At 72.9% G+C, this 18,509-nt stretch carries 19 protein-coding genes and 1 pseudogene; all 20 read left to right on the forward strand.

Annotation, left to right across the window (positions count from 1 at the left end; translation table 11 throughout):
- Positions 1-135 precede the first annotated feature (135 nt).
- Positions 136-609, forward strand: coding sequence for a hypothetical protein (locus tag QN157_03655; GenBank protein ID MDR7554682.1), 474 nt, complete (start codon positions 136-138; stop codon positions 607-609).
- Positions 606-2,633 carry a nitrous oxide reductase family maturation protein NosD gene (nosD, locus tag QN157_03660; GenBank protein MDR7554683.1) on the forward strand — a complete coding sequence of 676 codons (2,028 nt, stop codon included), beginning with the start codon at positions 606-608 and terminating at the stop codon, positions 2,631-2,633. The genes QN157_03655 and nosD overlap by 4 nt, the downstream gene beginning before the upstream one ends.
- On the forward strand, positions 2,630-3,556 hold the full coding sequence (locus tag QN157_03665; GenBank protein ID MDR7554684.1) for an ABC transporter ATP-binding protein: 927 nt from the start codon (positions 2,630-2,632) through the stop codon (positions 3,554-3,556). Before nosD ends, QN157_03665 begins: the two co-directional genes overlap by 4 nt.
- The gene (locus QN157_03670) at positions 3,553-4,380 is read left to right on the forward strand and encodes an ABC transporter permease subunit (GenBank protein ID MDR7554685.1); all 828 of its coding nucleotides are present in this window, start codon (positions 3,553-3,555) and stop codon (positions 4,378-4,380) included. The genes QN157_03665 and QN157_03670 overlap by 4 nt, the downstream gene beginning before the upstream one ends.
- Positions 4,381-4,477: 97 nt before the next feature.
- A complete protein-coding gene (locus QN157_03675; GenBank protein MDR7554686.1) occupies positions 4,478-5,137 on the forward strand; it encodes a thioredoxin domain-containing protein in 660 nt (219 codons plus the stop codon).
- Positions 5,106-5,627 carry a vitamin K epoxide reductase family protein gene (locus QN157_03680; protein ID MDR7554687.1) on the forward strand — a complete coding sequence of 174 codons (522 nt, stop codon included), beginning with the start codon at positions 5,106-5,108 and terminating at the stop codon, positions 5,625-5,627. Before QN157_03675 ends, QN157_03680 begins: the two co-directional genes overlap by 32 nt.
- Positions 5,628-5,728: 101 nt before the next feature.
- Positions 5,729-6,226 carry a hemerythrin domain-containing protein gene (locus QN157_03685; protein MDR7554688.1) on the forward strand — a complete coding sequence of 166 codons (498 nt, stop codon included), beginning with the start codon at positions 5,729-5,731 and terminating at the stop codon, positions 6,224-6,226.
- 13 nt (positions 6,227-6,239) lie between these two features.
- Positions 6,240-6,965 carry a CBS and ACT domain-containing protein gene (locus tag QN157_03690; protein ID MDR7554689.1) on the forward strand — a complete coding sequence of 242 codons (726 nt, stop codon included), beginning with the start codon at positions 6,240-6,242 and terminating at the stop codon, positions 6,963-6,965.
- 327 nt (positions 6,966-7,292) lie between these two features.
- Entirely contained in the window at positions 7,293-8,435 is a 1,143-nt protein-coding gene (locus tag QN157_03695) for a multicopper oxidase domain-containing protein (GenBank protein MDR7554690.1), read from the forward strand.
- 260 nt (positions 8,436-8,695) lie between these two features.
- Entirely contained in the window at positions 8,696-9,403 is a 708-nt protein-coding gene (locus QN157_03700) for a CBS domain-containing protein (protein MDR7554691.1), read from the forward strand.
- Between the two features lie 152 nt (positions 9,404-9,555).
- Positions 9,556-9,984: a hydrogenase maturation nickel metallochaperone HypA gene (gene hypA / locus QN157_03705; GenBank protein MDR7554692.1), complete on the forward strand. Its 429-nt coding sequence runs from the start codon at positions 9,556-9,558 to the stop codon at positions 9,982-9,984.
- On the forward strand, positions 9,932-11,155 hold the full coding sequence (locus QN157_03710) for a hydrogenase small subunit (protein MDR7554693.1): 1,224 nt from the start codon (positions 9,932-9,934) through the stop codon (positions 11,153-11,155). The genes hypA and QN157_03710 overlap by 53 nt, the downstream gene beginning before the upstream one ends.
- Positions 11,155-12,864, forward strand: a pseudogene (locus tag QN157_03715) (nickel-dependent hydrogenase large subunit). The gene QN157_03710 and the pseudogene QN157_03715 overlap by 1 nt, the downstream one beginning before the upstream one ends.
- A 5-nt stretch (positions 12,865-12,869) precedes the next feature.
- The gene (gene cybH / locus QN157_03720) at positions 12,870-13,562 is read left to right on the forward strand and encodes a Ni/Fe-hydrogenase, b-type cytochrome subunit (GenBank protein ID MDR7554694.1); all 693 of its coding nucleotides are present in this window, start codon (positions 12,870-12,872) and stop codon (positions 13,560-13,562) included.
- Complete coding sequence (locus QN157_03725) at positions 13,559-14,089, forward strand: HyaD/HybD family hydrogenase maturation endopeptidase (protein ID MDR7554695.1); 531 nt, start codon at positions 13,559-13,561, stop codon at positions 14,087-14,089. Before cybH ends, QN157_03725 begins: the two co-directional genes overlap by 4 nt.
- A gap of 277 nt (positions 14,090-14,366) precedes the next feature.
- Positions 14,367-15,026 (forward strand): hydrogenase nickel incorporation protein HypB, encoded by a 660-nt coding sequence (gene hypB / locus QN157_03730; GenBank protein MDR7554696.1) that lies wholly within the window; start codon positions 14,367-14,369, stop codon positions 15,024-15,026.
- Positions 15,023-15,511 carry an NAD(P)H-dependent oxidoreductase subunit E gene (locus QN157_03735; GenBank protein ID MDR7554697.1) on the forward strand — a complete coding sequence of 163 codons (489 nt, stop codon included), beginning with the start codon at positions 15,023-15,025 and terminating at the stop codon, positions 15,509-15,511. The genes hypB and QN157_03735 overlap by 4 nt, the downstream gene beginning before the upstream one ends.
- A complete protein-coding gene (locus tag QN157_03740; protein MDR7554698.1) occupies positions 15,501-17,147 on the forward strand; it encodes a NuoF family protein in 1,647 nt (548 codons plus the stop codon). The genes QN157_03735 and QN157_03740 overlap by 11 nt, the downstream gene beginning before the upstream one ends.
- Positions 17,144-17,860 (forward strand): bidirectional hydrogenase complex protein HoxU, encoded by a 717-nt coding sequence (hoxU, locus tag QN157_03745; protein MDR7554699.1) that lies wholly within the window; start codon positions 17,144-17,146, stop codon positions 17,858-17,860. Before QN157_03740 ends, hoxU begins: the two co-directional genes overlap by 4 nt.
- A complete protein-coding gene (locus tag QN157_03750) occupies positions 17,860-18,450 on the forward strand; it encodes an oxidoreductase (GenBank protein ID MDR7554700.1) in 591 nt (196 codons plus the stop codon). Before hoxU ends, QN157_03750 begins: the two co-directional genes overlap by 1 nt.
- Positions 18,451-18,509: the final 59 nt, after the last annotated feature.

Raw genomic sequence — 18,509 nt, forward strand, 5'->3', positions numbered from 1 at the left:
GCCGCGCACGGAGGGGAGGAGCGCGGGCGCGCTCCTCCCCTCGCGGCCGAGGGTGCCGCTGAGGCGAGACCAGACGCCGGCGGGGAACGCCCGGATCGTGCCCGCCGCCTCGACCGACCGAGGGGGCAACCGAGGATGCCGACGACACGACGACGGTTCCTGATCCTGGCCACCGGGGCGGCCGGCGCCGCACTGACCCCGGCGCTGTGGGCGCTGTTGGGCCGTGCCGACGGCACCGGGCCGCCGCAGATCCGCTACGGGGTGGACCGCTGCCAGGCGTGCGGCATGCTCATCGCCGACCCGCGCTTTGCGGCCGCCGCACGGATCGGCGCGAGCGTCCGGCGCTACGACGACATCGGCTGCCTGGTGCGCGACGCCGGCGATCTGCTCGCCGCGGAGCGCGCGGTGGCCTGGGTGCACGACCTGCCCAGCGAGCGCTGGCTGGAGGCGTCCCGTGCGTGGTACGTCCGCTCCCCTACCCTGCGCACCCCCATGGGGTACGGCCTGGCGGCCTACGCCGACCGCGGCGCCGCCCGGCAGGCACACCCCACCAGGCCGGTGCAGTCGTTCGCCGACCTCCTGGCGGCCCGCCACGAGGTGACGTCGTGACGCGACAACTGTCCGACGCCATGCCGACGCCGCTGGCGACGCGTCTGGTGGTCGCCGGCGTTGCCCTGGCGCTGCTGGTAACGGGTGCCCTGCTACCGCTGTGGCGCATGACGCTCCACGCCCCGCAGTACCCGCAGGGGCTGCGCCTGGTGATCGACGGCCGTGGGGTGCACGGGGACGTGGACGAGATCAACGCCCTGAACCACTACATCGGCATGCGCCCGCTGCCCGGCGGGCGGCAGCCCGTGCTCTACCGCGGCGAGGACGACGAACGGGACGAGCGGGGCGAACCGGGCCGGGGCGCGCCGATCCCCGAGCTGGCCCTGTTCTTCCCCGCGGTGGGCCTGCTGGCAGCGGGCATCGTCCTGAGCGCCGTGCTGCCCTCGCGGTGGCTGCGGTGGCTGGTCGTCGCTGGCGCGTGGGCCCTGCCCGTCGTCTTCCTGGCCGACCTCCAGGCGCGGCTGTACGTCTACGGGCACACGCTCGACCCGCACGCGGCGATCCGCCTGCCGCTGTTCACCCCGCGGGTGCTGGGTCCGACGTCGGTCATGAACTTCAACGTCACCGCGCTGCCCGGCGCGGGGTTGGTCCTCCTGGTCCTGAGTGCGCTGATCCTCACGTGGGGCCCGCGCGTCCACCTGCGCCCCCCGGCCAGACCCGCTGCCCGACCGCTGGCAGCAGTGGTGGGGCTGGTCGGCGCCGCAGTGGTGCTGACCGCCATGCCCGCGCGCGCGGCGACGTTCGACCTGGCCGCAGCGGTCGCCGCAGCGCCTCCCGGTGCCGTCGTCGAGGTGCCCCCGGGCGTCTACCCCGGGCCGCTGCGCCTGACCCGTCCCGTGACGCTGCGAGGCCGCGGCTGGCCGGTGATCGACGGCGGGCGGCGCGGGCACGTCGTGGTCGTCGCCGGCCCCGACGTGCACCTGGAGGGCTTCGTGATCCGCGGGAGCGCCCTGGCCTACAGCAGCGAGGCCGCCGGGGTGGTCGTCGAGGGTCCGCGGGCGGTGGTGCGCGGGAACCGGATCGTGGACGTGCTGTTCGGCCTCTACCTGGCGGGCGCCCGGGACGCCCTGATCGAGCGCAACACCATCGCCACCGCCGACCTGCCGCCGGAGCGCCGGGGCCATGCGGTCTACCTGTGGCGGGTCCGGGGCGCGCGCCTGCGCGCCAACCGCATCGTCCGCGGTAAGGACGGGTTCTACTTCTCGTTCTCGGAGGACACGCTGGTCGAGGGCAATACCGTCACCGGCTGCCGGTACGGTATCCACTACATGTACTCGCACCGCAACGCCTTCGTGGCCAACACCTTCGTCGACAACGCCGTGGGCGCGGCGGTGATGTACTCCACCGACGTGCGCCTGGTGGGGAACACGTTCCAGGGCAGCCGGTCGGCCGCCGTGGGCGTGGGGCTGATCCTCAAGGACGTCGACCGGGTGCTGGTCCGGGGCAACCGTATCGCCGGCAACGCGACGGGCGTCGAGGTGGAGAACGCGCCCCAGACGGCGGAGGGCTGGGTGCGCCTGGAGGGCAACCTGGTGGCCTTCAACGGCGTCGGCCTGAGCCTGATGAGCACCGCGGCGATCACTGCCACCGGCAACGCGTTCGTCGAGAACCTGCGACCCATCGAGCCGCGCGGCGCGGTGCGCGCCGGCGCCAACACCTGGGCCGAGCACGGCCGGGGAAACTACTGGAGCGACTACGCCGGTTTCGACGCCGATGGCGATGGCGTCGGCGACGTCCCCTACCGTCGTACCGACGTCCTGGAGGATCTGACGGTGCGGGCGCCCGCCTTGCAGGCGCTGCTCTTCACGCCTGCCCACCACGCCCTCGAGACCGCCGCCCGCCTGGCGCCGCTCCTCCAGGGCATGCCGCTCGTCGACGACCCCGCGCCGCTCGTCCGGCCGCCGGCCACGGGCGTCCCGCCTGCCCCGGGAGATGCGCACGACGCCTGGGGTATCCTCTGGGTGGGGCTTGCGCTGCTCGTGCCCGGCGTCGCCACCGTGGCGCGCGTCCGCAGGGAACGATGATCGAGATCGTCGACCTCCGCAAGCGGTTCGGGGCCACGCTGGCCCTCGATGGGGTCACCGCGTCGGTCGGGACCGGCGAGTTCGTGGTGCTGCTGGGCCCCAACGGTGCGGGAAAGACCACGCTGCTGCGCTGCGTGCTCGGCCTGTTGACCTTCGAGGGCACGGTGCGGATCGGCGGGGTGGACGTGGCCCGATGGGGCCGCGCCGCGCGCCGGGTGGTCGGCTACGTGCCCCAGCGCCCGGCGTTCCCGCCGGACCTGACCTGCGCCCAGGTCCTGGACCTCTTCGCGCGGCTGCGCGGGCAGCGTGGCGGCGATGCGTCCTGGCTCGCCCGCGTCGGCCTCGACGACCAGGCGCGCACGCCGGTGCGTGCGCTCTCGGGCGGCATGCGGCAGCGCCTGGCCCTGGCGGTGGCGCTGCAGGCCGCACCGGCCGTGGTGCTGTTCGACGAACCGGCCGCGCACCTGGACGCCACCGCGCGGCGCACCCTGCACGACGTGCTGCGCGAGCTGGTGGCCGCCGGCCGGACGGTGATCCTCTCAACGCACCTGGCCGCGGAATCGCTCAAGCCCGCCACCCGGGCGCTGGTGCTGGCGCGTGGACGGCTGGTCTACGACGGCCCGCCGCAGGGCCTGGGGAGCGCCGTCGTGCAGCGCATCGTGTTCACGCTGAACGGCAGCGGACGCGACGATCTGCTAGCGGTTCTGGCGGGCATGCCCGAGGTCACCGCCAGCGCAGCAGGCGCCGCGGTGGTGGCGCTGGCACCCGCGGGACGCGCCTTCGATGTGCTGGCCGCGGTGGCGGCGGCAGGCATCAGGCCGGCGGCGGTCCACGTGGACGAGCCCGCGGTGGACACCGGGCTGGCGGCAGGCGGGTGGGCTCCGGACGGGACACGGGCGCCGGCCCGGGGGGAGGGACCGTGACGGCCACGCGCGCGCTGATCGCCCACGAGCTCGGCGACGCCCTGCGCAGCCGCTGGTTGCTGGCCTACGCCGTACTGTTTGGGGGGCTGGCGCTCGGCCTGTCCCTGGTGGGGCTGCGGAACGTGGGCGCGGTGGGCCTGGAGGGCTACGGCCGCACCACCGCCAGCCTGATCAACCTGTGCCTGCTGCTGGTACCGCTGGTGGCCCTGCTGCTCGGGAGCGGCAGCGTGGCCGCCGACCGCGAGAGCGGGGTGCTGGAGGTGCTGGCGGCCCAACCCGTGAGCCGGACCGAGCTGGTGCTGTCCCGGTTCGCCGGCGCGCTGGCCGCAATTGCGGCCGCCACCTCGCTGGGCTTCGGCATCGCGGGGGTGCTCATCGGGCTCGCCACCGGTGCCGCCGGGGGGCTGCGCTACCTGGCCTTCGTCGGGATCGCCCTGGCCCTGGCCGCGGTCTACCTCGCGCTCGGGCTCGTGATCTCCGTGATCGCGCGCAACCGCACGCGGGCAACGGCCGCAGCCCTGGCGCTGTGGTTTGCGAGCGTGGTGGCGTTCGACCTGCTGCTGATCGGCGCCGGGGCATTCGCGCTGGCCGGCGTTCGGGGTCTGGCTGCTGCCCTGCTGCTGAACCCCGTCGAGGTCGCGCGCCTGCTGGCCTTGTTGATCCTCGACCCGACGCTGGAGGTGCTCGGGCCGGTCGGTGGGTTCCTGGTGACGCGACTGGGCACGGGAGGCACGAGCGTGCTCCTGCTGGGCGCCCTGGCGGCCTGGCTCGCCGGACCGCTGGCCGTAGCGACGGCGCTCTTCGCCGAGGCAGACATTCCATGACCGTGGGACAGCGCACCACCTGTCGGCGCCTGATCGACCACAGCCGGCCTGCCGGTGGCACGCGCTCCGGCGCCCACGCCCCCTCGGGTGCCCTCACGTGACGCGGCGCCAGGACCGCACCGGTCGTCGAGCCATCCTGCTCCTGGCCGCCGCTGCGGGGGTTGCGGCGGCCCTGCTGGTGGCGACCACGCACTACGTCATGGCGCCCTCGCCGGTGGCCACTGCGCCACCCGGCCTGCCGGAGCCTGGCGGCAAGGTGCGCGGTGCGGCCGGTGCGCCCGTCGTCGTCGAGGTGTTCTCCGACTTCCTGTGCGGGCACTGCGCTACGCTGGCCCGCGAGATCGAACCCGCCCTTGTGGTGCGGTACGTCGAGCCGGGTGTAGTGCGCCTGGTCTACCGACAGTTTCCGATCCTCGGGCCCCTGTCGCTCGAGGCCGCCGTGGCCAGCGAGTGCGCAGCGGACCAGCGGCGGTTCTGGGCCTATCACGACCGGCTCTTCGACCGTGCGCGGCGCGGGGCCGTGCGATCCGGACGTGACCTCGACGCGATAGCGCGCGACCTCGGCCTGGACCTCGCCGCGTTCACCACCTGTCGGGCCGGTGCCGCCGCGCGCCAGCGCGTGGAGGCCGACGTGCGCGACGGGGTGCGCCGGGGCGTGCGCGGCACGCCCACCACCTTCGTCAACGGCCAGCCGATCGTGGGCGCGCAGCCGCTGGAGGTCTTCGGTGCGGCCATCGATGCCGCCAGGGCGCGATAGGTCCGGCAGCGCGGCCACGACGCGGTCCGCACGGATTCGCCCCCGGGCTCCGCTGCCGGCCGCGGGTACCGTCACCACCCGCCTGTGGTGGGGCGCGGCGGCGTTGGCAGGGGCCGGGGTACTCGTCGCCGGCATTCTCGTCATGCTCGCGGTGCGGGGGACGACACCGCTGTGCCTGACCGGCGCCTGCGACGCGGTAGCACGGGGCCCCTACGCCCGGTTCCTGGGCGCACCCCTGGTCCTGTGGGGCCTGGTGGCCTTCGGTGTGACAGCCGGCACGGCCATCGCCGGCGCCCAGTCCCCCCGGCGACGGGGGGACCTGTTGCCGGTGCTGGTCGGCCTGGTGGCGTTCGGCGCTGCCTTTTCGGCGTACCTGACGTGGCTGCAGGTGGGCGTGCTCCGGGCCGTGTGTGCCTGGTGTGCCGCCAGCGCCCTCCTGTGGTTCGCGCTGGCCGCCTGCGGGAGCCTGCTGGCCGCCGCGACCCCATGACGGATCGGCGCGGTATCCGCCAAAAATCCGTCCTGCACCCGATGGGCCGGGACGCCACCACCACCTACGATGGGAGCGATCAGTCGACGCGGGGGAGTGCCATGAGTCAGGCCAAGGCGGCGCTGCTGGAGGCGTACCGGAGGGAGCATGCAGACCTCGGGGCCGGGCTCGAGGCGCTCACGCAGATGCTCGACCGGCTGCACGACGGCCAGCCGGCGCCCGGGGCGGTGCGGGATGCCGAGCGGTTCTTCCAGCAGGTGATGATTCCCCACGCCGAGTGGGAAGAGCTGACGTTCTACCCGGCGGCGGGCGAACTGCTCCGCCAGCACGGCGACGTCAACGCCGCGATGGTCCTGGACCACCGGGAGATCGCCGCTCGCGTGGCCGACCTGCTAGCCCTGCTGGCGCGCATCGAGGCCGGCGACCGCGAGCCCGCGCTGATCGACCGCGCCCGGCTGCTGGGCTACCAGATCCGCGCGCTGGTGGAGGTGCACTGCCGCAAAGAGGAAGAGATCTACTGCGCCCTGGTGCGCCGCCATCTCTCCGACGGCGACGTGGTCCGCGCCCTCGCCATCGGGGACCAGCTGGGGCACGACTGACGGGACGACGACCATGCTGGTGCGTGACCGCATGAGCAGCCCGCCGATCACGATGGACGTGCGGGGGTCCATCGTGGAGGCCCACAGCCTGATGCAGCACTACCAGATCCGTCGCATCCCGATCCTGTCCCGCGGCCGGCTGGTGGGCATCGTGAGCTGGACGGACCTGATGCGGGCCCTGCCCTCGCCCGCCACCTCGCTGGGCGCGTGGGAGATTCCCGGCCTGTTGCTGCGGGCCAGCGTGAAGGAGATCATGACCCCCGAGCCGATCACCATCGAGCCCGAGCAGCCCGTCGAGGAAGCGGCGCTGATCATGCGCACCCGGAAGATCGGCGGGTTGCCCGTGGTGGAGGCCGACGGAAGGCTCGTCGGCATCATCACCGAGAGCGACGTCTTCGACGCCTTCCTCGAGATGACGGGCCTGCGTCAGGGCGGCGTCCGGCTGGTGGTCGACCTGGAGGACCGTGCGGGAGCGGTCGCGGACGTGATCGCGGTCCTCGACGCTGTCGGCGCCGCCCTGACCTCGCTCTCCGTCTACCCGGAGGACGGCCGGCGGGTCGCGGTACTGCGCGCCGCGTGCAGCGAGCCGACGCGCCTGGTGGACGCGCTGCAGGCGCGCGGGGTGCGTGTGCGCCAGTGCACCCCGGTCGTGCCGCCGGCCCAGACGCCGGCTCGATCGGCCGTGCCCGTCACGCGGGGCCCGACGTGGCGCTCCGCCCCGCTGGCCCCGGGGGTGTAAGACGGTGGCGGCGCTGCCCTGGCAAACTCCCCCGCCGAACGGCGCGCCGGTGGCTGCGTCGCCACCCGGTGGAGCTACCGAGGCGCTCGTCGGCAGCCGCCCAGTATAGAGCCGTCTCCCCCCCACGGCTCTTTTACCGGTACTCCCGGGCTGGGCGGCTGTCCGACTTCTCGCGCGAAGCGCGCCCACAGGCGCCCGGCGGCCACCCGATGTGCACATCGGGCATCCGTCGCGCGAAATCCGACGCCGACCCGATTCCCCCTCCCCTGGCAGATTGTGCATCATGACAGTCAAGTTTCCAGACCTGGCAGAAGGGGAGGCACACCTATGCGTCGACACACGATCGCACGGCTGCTCATGGTGACGGGCATGACAGCGCTGATCACCACTGCGTGGATGCTCGGCGGGCTGTCTGGACGGGCGCGCACGGCGCCGCCAGGTGGCGTGCAGGCCCCGCACACGGACCATGTCGGCGGCCAGCGGATGTTCATGGACTACCTGATGGGTGGCCCCCTGGCAGCGCAGGCCGCGCAGCTCGCCGCCGCGCAGCTCGCGTCCCGCCCCGCCGCAGCGGCGCCGCCCCGACCACGGGTCTTCCAGACGGGCGGCCGCACCGTGCGGGAGTACACCCTCGAGATCGTGGAGCGGACCATCGACTTCGGCGGCGGCAACACCTGGACGGTCTGGACGTACAACGGCTCGGTGCCCGGGCCGACGCTGCGCGGACGGGTCGGCGAGGTCCTGCGCGTGCGGGTGATCAACCGGCACACCCGCACCCACAGCTTCCACACCCACCTGAGCCACTACCCGATCGAGTACGATGGGTCGCAGATGAACGTCATCTCCGGGAAGGGCACCGGCGCCATGATCCCCCCCGGTGGGGAGTACACCTACCAGTTCCTGCTCGAGAGCCCGGGCGCCACCTACTACCACTGCCATGCCGCCGACAAGGAGTTCCCCATCAACCAGCACATCCTCCAGGGCCTCTACGGCATGATCGTCGTCGACGACGCCCGGTCGGCGGCGGTGCGCCAGGAGGTGCTCTTCTTCGCCGAGACCACGCGGGTGAAGAAGGGGGACAAGGTGCCCACCTATGTCATGAACGGCCTCGGCGTGCCCGGCGGCGAGCTGGCGCTCGAAGAGCTGTTCAAGGAGAAGGGCCTGCCCGGCGTGGTGGAGCAGCTGGGGAAGACCGTGCCGTTCTTCAAGGTCAAGGTCGGCGAGACGCTGCGGCTGCACGTGGCGAACCTGGGCAACATCGAGCACAGCCTGCACGTCCACGAGATCCCGCTGGTCTCGCTGGGCGTGCTGGGCGGTCGGCCCTGGCCCGCGCAGGTGGTGCCGCTGGTCAGCGGTGCCCTGGACACGGTGCAGATCCGGTTCCGTCAGCCCGGGCTGTGGCTCTTCCACTGCCACGTCGTCGACCACGCCGACCGCGGCATGGTTGGGGTCTTCGTCGTCGAGCCGTAGCACCCGGCCGGGGCCCGGCCAGGCAGCGGCTGCTGCGCGCCGGCAGTTCTGCGGTCCCCGAGGGCGGTCAGCCAGGTACCGGCGTACCTGGCCAGACGGTCGCCGCGTACAACGCACGGCCACACGACCGGCCCCGGCGCGGCCTGGGGTGCGCCGGCGGCCGGGCAGTGCGGGCGGCGGGGAAATCGGGTCCAGACCCGATGGCTCCCCGCCGCCCGGTCGAGTATGCTGCTTGGCAATCTCCTGCGGGGAGCCTGGCGATGCTGGTCCGGGACTGCATGACCCCTGACCCGACCACCGTGACGCCGCAGGCCACGCTGCGCGAAGCGCTACGCCTGATGCGCCGCCAGCGCATCCGCCACCTGCCGGTGGTGGAGCACGGCCGGCTGGTGGGCATCGTGACCTGGACCGACCTCATGCGGGCCTCGCCGTCGCCGGCCAGTGGCCTGGCCGCGTGGGAGATTCCCGAACTGCTGGGGCAGACGGCGGTGCGCGACGTCATGACCGAGCACCCCATCACGGTGGCGCCAGACCTCCCCGTGGAAGACGCCGCGCGCCTGCTGCGCGAGCGCAAGATCGGGAGCCTGCCCGTGGTGGACGGCGATCGCCTGGTCGGCATCGTCACCGAAACCGACCTCTTCGACGCCATCGTGCACCTGCTGGGCGGTGACATCGGCGGGGTTCGCATGGCGGTCGACTTTCCCGGCGGCCTGGCCGACGTCGACCGGCTGATCCACGTCCTGGCAGGGCTCCCGGGCAATACCCTCACGTTGGCCATCGCCGTCCGCCTCGACCAGGCGACGCGCCGTGGCTACGTGCGGGTGTCCACGGCCGCGCCGCTGCAGGTGGCCGAGACGCTTGTCGCCGAGGGCTTCCACGTGTTCCAGGTAAAAGCCGTGCTGCGTCCGCGGCCCGAGGGCCCCCCGTCGGCGGGGCCGGCGGCGGCCGAGGGCTCCGGTCCGGCCTGACGGCGGGGTCCGCGGTGGCCAAGGACCCGCGCCAGCCTGACGGCGCGACCCCATCGGGCGCGCGCCCGATGGACGCCGCACGCTACTCCAAGTAGGATGCAAGTACCCACCGTGACGTCCGCCGGCCTGCACGGGCCGCCGGGGGTGCTGGAGTGCACGAGCTCTCGATCTGCCAGGCGCTGATCGAGGCCGCCGCCGACGCCGTCTCCCGGTTGCCTGCGCCACCGCCGCGGGTCCTGCGCGTCACCCTCCGGATCGGCCACTTAACTGCCGTGGTGCCCGACGCGCTGCGCTTCCACTTCGACCTCCTGACGCCGGGCACGGTCCTCGAGGGCGCAACGCTCGACATCGAAGAGGTCCCGGTACGCGGACGCTGCGGCGCCTGCGCGCACGAGTTCGTCACCGAGGCGCTCGTGCTGCGCTGTCCGGCCTGCGGCGCAGGCGACGTGCAGGTGCTGGCCGGACGGGAACTGGAGCTCGTCGCGCTGGACGTGGCCGATGGGCCGGAGAGCGAGGAGGTGTCCGCCGATGCCGGAGACGGCCTGGACACCGCACCGGCAGCTTCCGCCTCCCCACCGTGACGTCGCCCCCGACGGCCGGTGGCCCCAGGACCCCTGGGAGGCGCGCGCACCGCTGTGGGCGGCGCACGGGATCTCGCGACGGACGTTCCTCAAGTTCTGCGCGGCCATGGCCGGCGTGCTGGCGCTGCCGGAGCGCTACGCCGCGCGCATCGCTCGGGCGTTGGAGGCGGTCCGACGTCCCGCCCTCGTCTGGCTCGAGTTCCAGGACTGCGCGGGCTGCACCGAGTCGTTCCTCCGGGCCAGCCGGCCCTCGGTGGCCGACCTGGTCCTCGACGTGCTCTCCCTGAACTACCACGAGACGATCATGGCGCCCGCGGGGGCGGCCGCCGAACGGTCGCTGCAGGAGACCGTGCGCAACCAGCGCGGCCAGTACCTCGCGGTCGTAGAGGGGGCGATCCCGACCCGCGATGGCGGCGTCTACTGTACCATCGGTGGGCGCACGGCCCTGGACATCGCCCGGGACATCTGCACCAACGCTGCCGCCACCATCACCGTTGGCGCCTGCGCGTTCTACGGCGGGTGGCCGGCGGCGTACCCGAACCCCACGGGCGCCGTGGGCGTGGCACAGGCGGTCCCGGGGATTACCGTCGTCAACCTGCCCGGGTGTCCGCCCAACGCCGTGAACATCACGGCGACGCTGGTGCACTTCCTGACGTTCGGGGAACTGCCGGCCACCGACCGGCAGGGCCGCCCGCTCTTCGCGTACGGGGAGCGCATCCACGATCGGTGCGAGCGCCGGGCGCACTTCGACGCCGGCCGGTTCGTGCAGGAGTGGGGCGACGCGGGTCACCGCCAGGGGTGGTGCCTCTACAAGATGGGCTGCAAGGGCCCGGCCACCTACCACAACTGTCCGGCCGTGCGCTGGAACGACGGCACCAGCTGGCCGGTCGCAGCCGGCCACGGCTGCGTCGGGTGCGCCGAGCGGGACTTCTGGGACGTGATGACGCCGTTCTACCGCCGCCTGCCGCACGTGCCGGGGGTGGGCATCCACACCACGGCCGACCGGATCGGCGCGTGGATCGCCGGGGGAACCGCGGCGGCCTTCGCCGCCCACGGTGTCGCCAGCGCGGTGCGGGCCCGACGGCGTCCTGGCAGCAGCCCTCCTGCTGCCGGCCCGACCGCACCGCCGCCGAGCACGCCTGAACCTGCGCAGGGAGAGGAGGAGCCCTGATGCCGAGGATCGTGATCGACCCCATCACCCGGATCGAGGGACACCTGCGGATCGAAGCCCAGGTCGACGGTGGTCGCGTGACCGACGCCTGGAGTTCCAGCACGATGTTCCGTGGCATGGAGCTCGTGCTCAAGGGCCGGGACCCGCGCGATGCGTGGCTGTTCGCCCAGCGCATATGAGGGGTCTGAACGACGGTTCACGCCGCCTGCTCCGTGCGAGCAGTTGAAGACGCGCTAGGCATCGACATCCCGGACAACGCCCGGATCATCCGCAACATCATCGCGGGGATCCAGTACGTCCAGGACCACGTCATCCACTTCTACCACCTCCACGCCCTCGACTGGGTCGACATCACGGCCGCGCTCAAGGCCGACCCCGCCCAGACCTCCCGCCTGGCCCAGTCGCTGTCGCCGTGGCCGAAGGCCAGCACCACGTACTTCAAGACGGTGCAGGATCGACTGCGCCGGTTCGTCGAGTCGGGCCAGCTCGGGCTCTTCGCCAACGGCTACTGGGGTCATCCCGCCTACCGGCTGCCGCCGGCCGCCAACCTGATGGCCGTGGCGCACTACCTGGAGGCCCTGGACTGGCAGCGGGAGGTCATCAAGATCCACGCGATCCTCGGGTCCAAGAACCCGCACCCGCAGACGTACCTGGTGGGCGGGATGGCGATCCCGCTGGACCCCGACAGCCCCTCTGCGCTGAACGCGGACCGCCTGCAGGCGCAGCGCCAGCTGCTGCTGGCCGCCCGGGAGTTCGTGGACCAGGTCTACCTGCCCGACGTGGTGGCCATCGCCGGGTTCTACAAGGACTGGGCCCAGATCGGTGCCGGCGTGGGCAACTACCTCTCCTACGGCGACTACCCCACCGACACCAGCGCCGACCCGGCGCGCCTGTGGCTGCCCCGCGGCGTGATCCTCAACCGCGACCTCTCCCGCGTCCACCCCATGGACCACCGGCAGATCACGGAGTCCGTAACCCGCGCCTGGTACACGTACAGCGACGGTGACGAGGCCGCGCGACATCCGTGGGACGGCGAGACCGCACCGCGCTACACGGGGCCGACGCCGCCCTACCAGTTCCTCGACGTCGAGGGGAAGTACAGCTGGATCAAGGCGCCCCGGTACAACGGGCTGCCCATGGAAGTCGGCCCGCTGGCGCGCATGCTGGTGGCCTACGCCGCCGGGCACCGGCAGGTGAAGGCTGCCGTCGACCGCATGCTGGCGGCGCTGGGCGTGGGGCCGTCGGCCCTCTTCTCCACCCTGGGCCGCATCGCAGCCCGCGCGGTCGAGACCCAGCTGGTGGCCCACGAGCTGCTGGTCTGGCACGACCAGCTGGTGGCCAACATCAGGCGCAGGGACCTGCGCATCCACAACGGCGAGCGCTGGGATCCCGCCACCTGGCCTCGCGAGGCCCAGGGATGGGGCTTCCACGAAGCGCCGCGTGGCGCGCTGGGCCACTGGGTGCGGATCAAGGATGGGGCCATCGTCAACTACCAGGCGGTGGTGCCCAGCACCTGGAACGGTTCGCCCCGCGACGCGCAGGGCCAGCGCGGCCCCTACGAGGCGGCGCTCGTGGGCACGCCGGTGGCGGATCCCGCGCGGCCCGTGGAGATCCTGCGCACCGTGCACTCGTTCGACCCCTGCATGGCGTGCGCCGTGCACGTGGTGGGGCCGGGACGGGAACCCATCACGCGGATCCGGGTCGTGTGAGAGCGATGGCGACCGCGGGCGACGTCCGGCCTTCCGTGGAGCAGGCGGCGACCGCCGCCGTCGTCCATCGCGTCTACGTGTGGGAGACGCCCGTGCGCCTGACCCACTGGGTGAACGTCCTGGCCATCCTGGTGCTGTCGGCCACCGGGCTCTACATCGGCGCCCCGTTCCTGCCGGGCGGCGCGGCGGTGATGACCTGGATGCGCGCGGTCCACCGGCTCGCGGCGTGGGTGTTCGTGGCCAGCCTGGCGCTGCGGACCTACTGGGCGTTCGCCGGCAACCGGTGGGCGTCGTGGCGCGCGCTGGTGCCCTACCTGCACGCCGCCGGGCGTCGGGAGGCGGTCGAGATGGCGCTGTACTACACGTTCGTCCGCCGCCGACCGCCTCCGGCCGTTGGACACAACGCCCTGGCCGGGATCGCGTACTCGGTGGTCGTGGCGCTGATGTTCGTCGAGGTCGCGACCGGCTTTGCCCTGCAGGCGCTGGAGACGCCAGGGTGGCGGACCGCGCTGTTCGGCTGGCTGGTCGCGCTGCTGGGCGCCCCGACGGTGCGGCTGGTCCACCACCTGGGCATGTGGCTGCTGCTCGGCTTCGCCATCCACCACACCTACAGCGCCGTGCTCATCGACATCGAGGAACGCAACGGCCTCGTCACGAGCATCGTCTCCGGGTACAAGTTCTTGCACCGGCCTCCATGAACGGCACGCTGGTGCTGGGCGTCGGCAACATCCTGCTCCGCGACGACGGGCTGGGCGTGTGGGCTGCCCGCGCTCTCCGCCGGTTTCTGCCGCGGGACGTGGTCGTCCTCGATGGTGGGACGCTGGGCCTCGACCTCTTGCCCTACCTGGACCGTGTGGCCCGGTTGCTGATCATCGACGCCGTCCGCGCCGGCCACGTGCCCGGCACGCTGGTGCGTCTGGCCGGCGACGCCATCGACCGCATGGCCCGTGTGGTGGTCTCCCCGCACGAGGTGGGCCTGCCGGACCTGCTGGCGGCCGCTGCCCTGCTGGACCGTCGCCCCTCTACGGTGGTGCTCTGGGGCATGGAGCCTGCAGACCTCACCCCGGGCGTGGGGCTCTCGCCCATCGTCCAGCATCGGTTGCCCTGCCTGATCGAGGCCGTGCTGGAGGAACTGTACCGGTGGGACGCCCCGCCCGCCGCCATCGGACGTGCCACCGCGCGCCCCCTGCGGCGACGGCCGGCCACACCGGTCGTCGCCGCCTGACGCACCCGCGCCTCCGCAGACGCCTGCGACGCTGCCCCAGCACGCATCGGGCGCCAGACCGATAGCCCCGCAGGAACACGCGCGGCCATAATACAATCAAAGCCATAACGGCGCGGAGGTCCGCATCGCGGGGGCGTACACCGAGGTCTGTGCGCGCCGACGCCGGTGTCGGCGCGTCCGCTGACCGTCGCCGGGACTACGAAGCCCGAGGATGCCAGCAGCGTCCCCGCCGGGCACCGCGTCAGGCACGAGGCAGCCTCCCAGGAGGCGACAACCCATGCGGGTGGAAGTCGTCGAACGCGTGCTGCGCGCCAACGACGCGCTCGCCGAGGAACTCCGGGCGCGCTTCGATCGGGCGGGCGTGTTCGCCGTGAACGTCATCGGGTCGCCCGGCAGCGGGAAGACGGCGCTGCTGGAGCGCACGGTGGCCGCCCTGCATCCCCGCGTGGCCATCGGCGTCATCGAGGGCGACATCGCCACCACCCGGGACGCGGAGCGGCTGGCCGGGTACGGCGTGCGGGCCGTGCAGATCGAGACCCGGCTGGTCGGCAACGCGTGCCACCTGGACGCCCACCTGGTCCGCACGGCGCTGGCGCACCTGCCCGTGGAGCGGCTGCAGCTTCTCCTCATCGAGAACGTCGGCAACCTCGTCTGCCCGACGGCCTACGACCTGGGGGAACACCTGCGGGTCGTGGTGACCAGCGTGCCCGAAGGCGACGACAAGCCGCGCAAGTACCCTGCGACCTTCGCACGGGCGGACGCCGTGGTCCTCAACAAGATCGACCTGCTGCCCCACACGGACTTCTCCATGGAGGCGTTCGACGAGGGGCTGCGGCAGGTCAGCCAGGCGCCCGTCTTCGCCCTCTCGGCGCGCACGGGAGAAGGGGTGAGCGCGTGGACGACGTGGCTGGAGTCGCGCCGGACGCACAGGGGTTGACCGGAACGGCGCTGGCCGACCCGCGGTACCGCGAGCTCGATGCGGTCGTCCGCCGCTACCACCGGCGACCCGACAGCCTCATCGAGGTCCTCCACGTGGCCCAACGGCTGTTTGGCTACCTGCCGCGCGAGGTCCTGGTCTACGTCGCCCGCAGCCTTGCCGTGCCGCCCAGCCTGGTCTACGGTGTCGCCACCTTCTACCACTTCTTCTCGCTGACGCCCCGAGGGCGACACACGGTGACGGTGTGCACCGGCACGGCCTGCTACCTCAAGGGAGCCGGCCGTATCCTGCAGGCCCTGGAACGCGCCACCGGCATCGCCGCCGGTGGGGTGGCGCCCGACGGCACGCTGGGCATCGAGGCGGTGCGCTGCCTGGGGCCATGCAGCCAAGCGCCGGTCGTCGTGTTCGACGAGGAGGTGACGGGCGAGCTGACGCCCGAGGACGTCCTGCGACGGCTCCGAGGGTGGGGTGGCGATGACGCCTGAGGAACTGCAGCGCATCGCCGAGGCCGAGCGCGCGCGCCAGCAGGCCTTCCGCTACCGGGTGAAGGTGTGCGAGGGCGCGGGCTGCCTGTCGCGGGGGGTGACGGCGCTCAAGGCGGTCTTCCAGACCGTCGCCCGGAGCCAGCCCGCGATCGAAGTCACGGGCGCCGGCTGCATGGGACCGTGCAGCGAGGGCCCCCTGGTCAGGATCGAGCCCGACGGTGCCCTCTACCGCTGTCGCTCGGCCCGGGACGTCCACGACATCGCCCTGACCCATCTGCGCGAGGACCGCCCGGCGACGCACCTGGCATTGGATCCCGCCGGCCCGTTCTTCGCCGCCCAGCAGCCTGTCGTGCTGGCCTCCTGCGGCCGCATCGACCCGGAGCGGATCGAGGAGGCGATCGCCGCCGGCGCCTACCGCGCGCTGCTGCGCGCGGTCACGGAGATGACCCCGGCCCAGGTGATCGAGCAGGTGCGCCAGAGCGGTCTGCGCGGACGCGGCGGTGCCGGGTACCCTACCGGCCTGAAGTGGGCCACGGTGGCCAAGGCCCCGGGCGAGCGCAAGTACGTCGTCTGCAACGCCGACGAGGGCGACCCCGGGGCGTTCATGGACCGCACCGTGCTGGAGGGCGACCCCCACCGGGTCCTGGAAGGCATGGCCATCGGGGCCTACGCGGTGGGGGCCAGCCAGGGCTACGTCTACGTGCGCGGCGAGTACCCCCTGGCCATCCGTCGGCTGCAGATCGCCATCCGGCAGGCCGAGGCGTTGCGCCTGCTGGGAGCCCGGATCGCCGACTCGGGGTTCAGTTTCCGGGTCGACCTGCGCATCGGCGCCGGCGCCTACGTTTGCGGTGAGGAGACGGCGCTGCTGGCCTCGATCGAGGGCAGGCGCGGACAGCCGCGGCCCCGGCCGCCGTATCCGGCCGAGTCGGGGTTGTGGGGTGCGCCCACGCTCATCAACAACGTGGAGACGTTCGCGGCGATCCCGGCGATCGTTGCCCGCGGCGGCGCGTGGTACGCGGCCATGGGCACCGAGCGCAGCCGCGGCACCAAGGTCTTCAGCCTAGCCGGCACCGTACGGCGCACCGGTGTCGTCGAGGTGCCGATGGGCATGCCGCTGCGCCGTATCGTCGAGGAGATCGGTGGCGGGCCGCCGCCCGGGCGGACCGTCAAAGCCGTGCAGACCGGTGGGCCCGGCGGCGGATGCGTGCCCGCGGCGTTGCTCGACGTGCCGGTCGACTACGAGGCGCTCACGGCGCTGGGCTCGATGATGGGCTCGGGCGGCATGATCGTGCTGGACGACCGCACGTGCCTGGTGGACGTGACCCGCTACTTCATGCGCTTCTGCATGGACGAGTCGTGCGGCAAGTGCATTCCCTGCCGGGCCGGCACCGTCCAGCTCTACGACCTGCTCACCCGCATCGCCGAGGGCCAGGGCACGCCCGAGGACCTGGATCGCCTGGAGGCGCTGGCCGACCTGGTCCGGCATGCCAGCCTGTGCGGGCTGGGGCAGAACGCGCCCAACCCGCTGCTGGCCACCCTGCGGCACTTCCGCGACGAGTACCTGGCCCACGTGGTCGAGCACAGGTGCCCGGCCGGCGTCTGTCCCATGCAGCCGGCGGCGGAGGTGCGGCCGTGACGGTCAGGACCCTGGTCATCGACGGCGAACCGGTCGGCGCCCGCGAGGGCGAGACGATCCTGGAGGCGGCCCGCGAGCACGGCATCGTCATCCCGACGCTGTGCTTCCTGGAGGGCCTCTCGGCGGTGGGCGCGTGCCGGCTGTGTCTGGTGGAAGTGGCCGGGGCGCCGCGCCCGCTCGCAGCCTGCGTCACGCGGGTGGCCGAGGGCATGGAGGTCGCCACCGATACCCCGCGCCTGCGCGCGTACCGCCGCATGATCCTCGAGCTCCTCTTCGCCGAGGGCAACCACGTCTGCGCCGTGTGCGTGGCCAACGGCCACTGCGACCTGCAGGCGCTGGCCGCAGCGCAGGGCATGACGTCCGTGCGCTTCCCCTACCGCGCGCCCGCGCGGGCCGTCGACGCGTCCCACGACCGGTTCGTGCTGGACCACAACCGGTGCATCCTGTGCACGCGCTGCGTGCGGGTCTGCGACGAGGTGGAAGGCGCCCACACCTGGGACGTCGCCGGGCGCGGGGCGGGCTCACGGGTGATTGCGGACCTCGACCAGCCCTGGGGGACGTCCGACACCTGCACCTCGTGCGGCAAGTGCGTGCAGGTCTGCCCCACGGGCGCCCTCTTCGAGAAGGGGCGTGGCGGCGGCGAGATGACAAAACGGCGAGAGTTCCTGGCCTACATCACCACGGCGCGCCAGGCGCATCGGTGGATCCGCTGATGGCCGACCTGCCGTCTTCTCCGGGCCTGCCGGCGGGATCGGACGCCCCTGCCGCGCGCGGCGAGCGTCTGCGCCTGGCCACGGTCTGGCTCGGTGGCTGCAGCGGGTGCCACATGTCGTTCCTGGACCTCGACGAGCGGCTGCTCGCCCTGGCGCCCCGCATCGACCTGGTCTACAGCCCGCTGGCCGACATCAAGACGTTCCCCGCGCGGGTGGACGTCGCCCTGGTGGAAGGCGCCGTGGCCACCTCGGACCACCTGGAGCTGATCTACACCGTACGGGCCCGCACGCGGGTGCTGGTGGCCTTCGGCGACTGCGCGGTCACGGGCAACGTCACCGCGATGCGCAACCCGATCGGGCCGGCCGCCGTGCTCCAGCGTGCCTACGTTGAGACCGCGTCGGCCGGCGCAGGACCACCCGACGACGTCCTGGTCCCGAAGCTGCTGGCCCGGGTAGTCCCCGTCCACCATGTGGTGCCGGTGGACGTCTGGCTGCCCGGGTGCCCGCCGTCGGCCGACGTCATCTACGCGGTGCTGACCGACCTGCTGGCGGGCCGGCCTCCGGCCACCGGCGGACTGCGGTTCGGATAGGAGTAGGGAATGAACCCCACTGCGAGAGACGCTGTTCCTGGCCGCTGGGACGACGGGCT

Source organism: Armatimonadota bacterium, from assembly GCA_031459855.1.
In the GTDB taxonomy this organism is placed as follows: Bacteria; Sysuimicrobiota; Sysuimicrobiia; order Sysuimicrobiales; family Humicultoraceae; genus Fervidifonticultor; species Fervidifonticultor primus.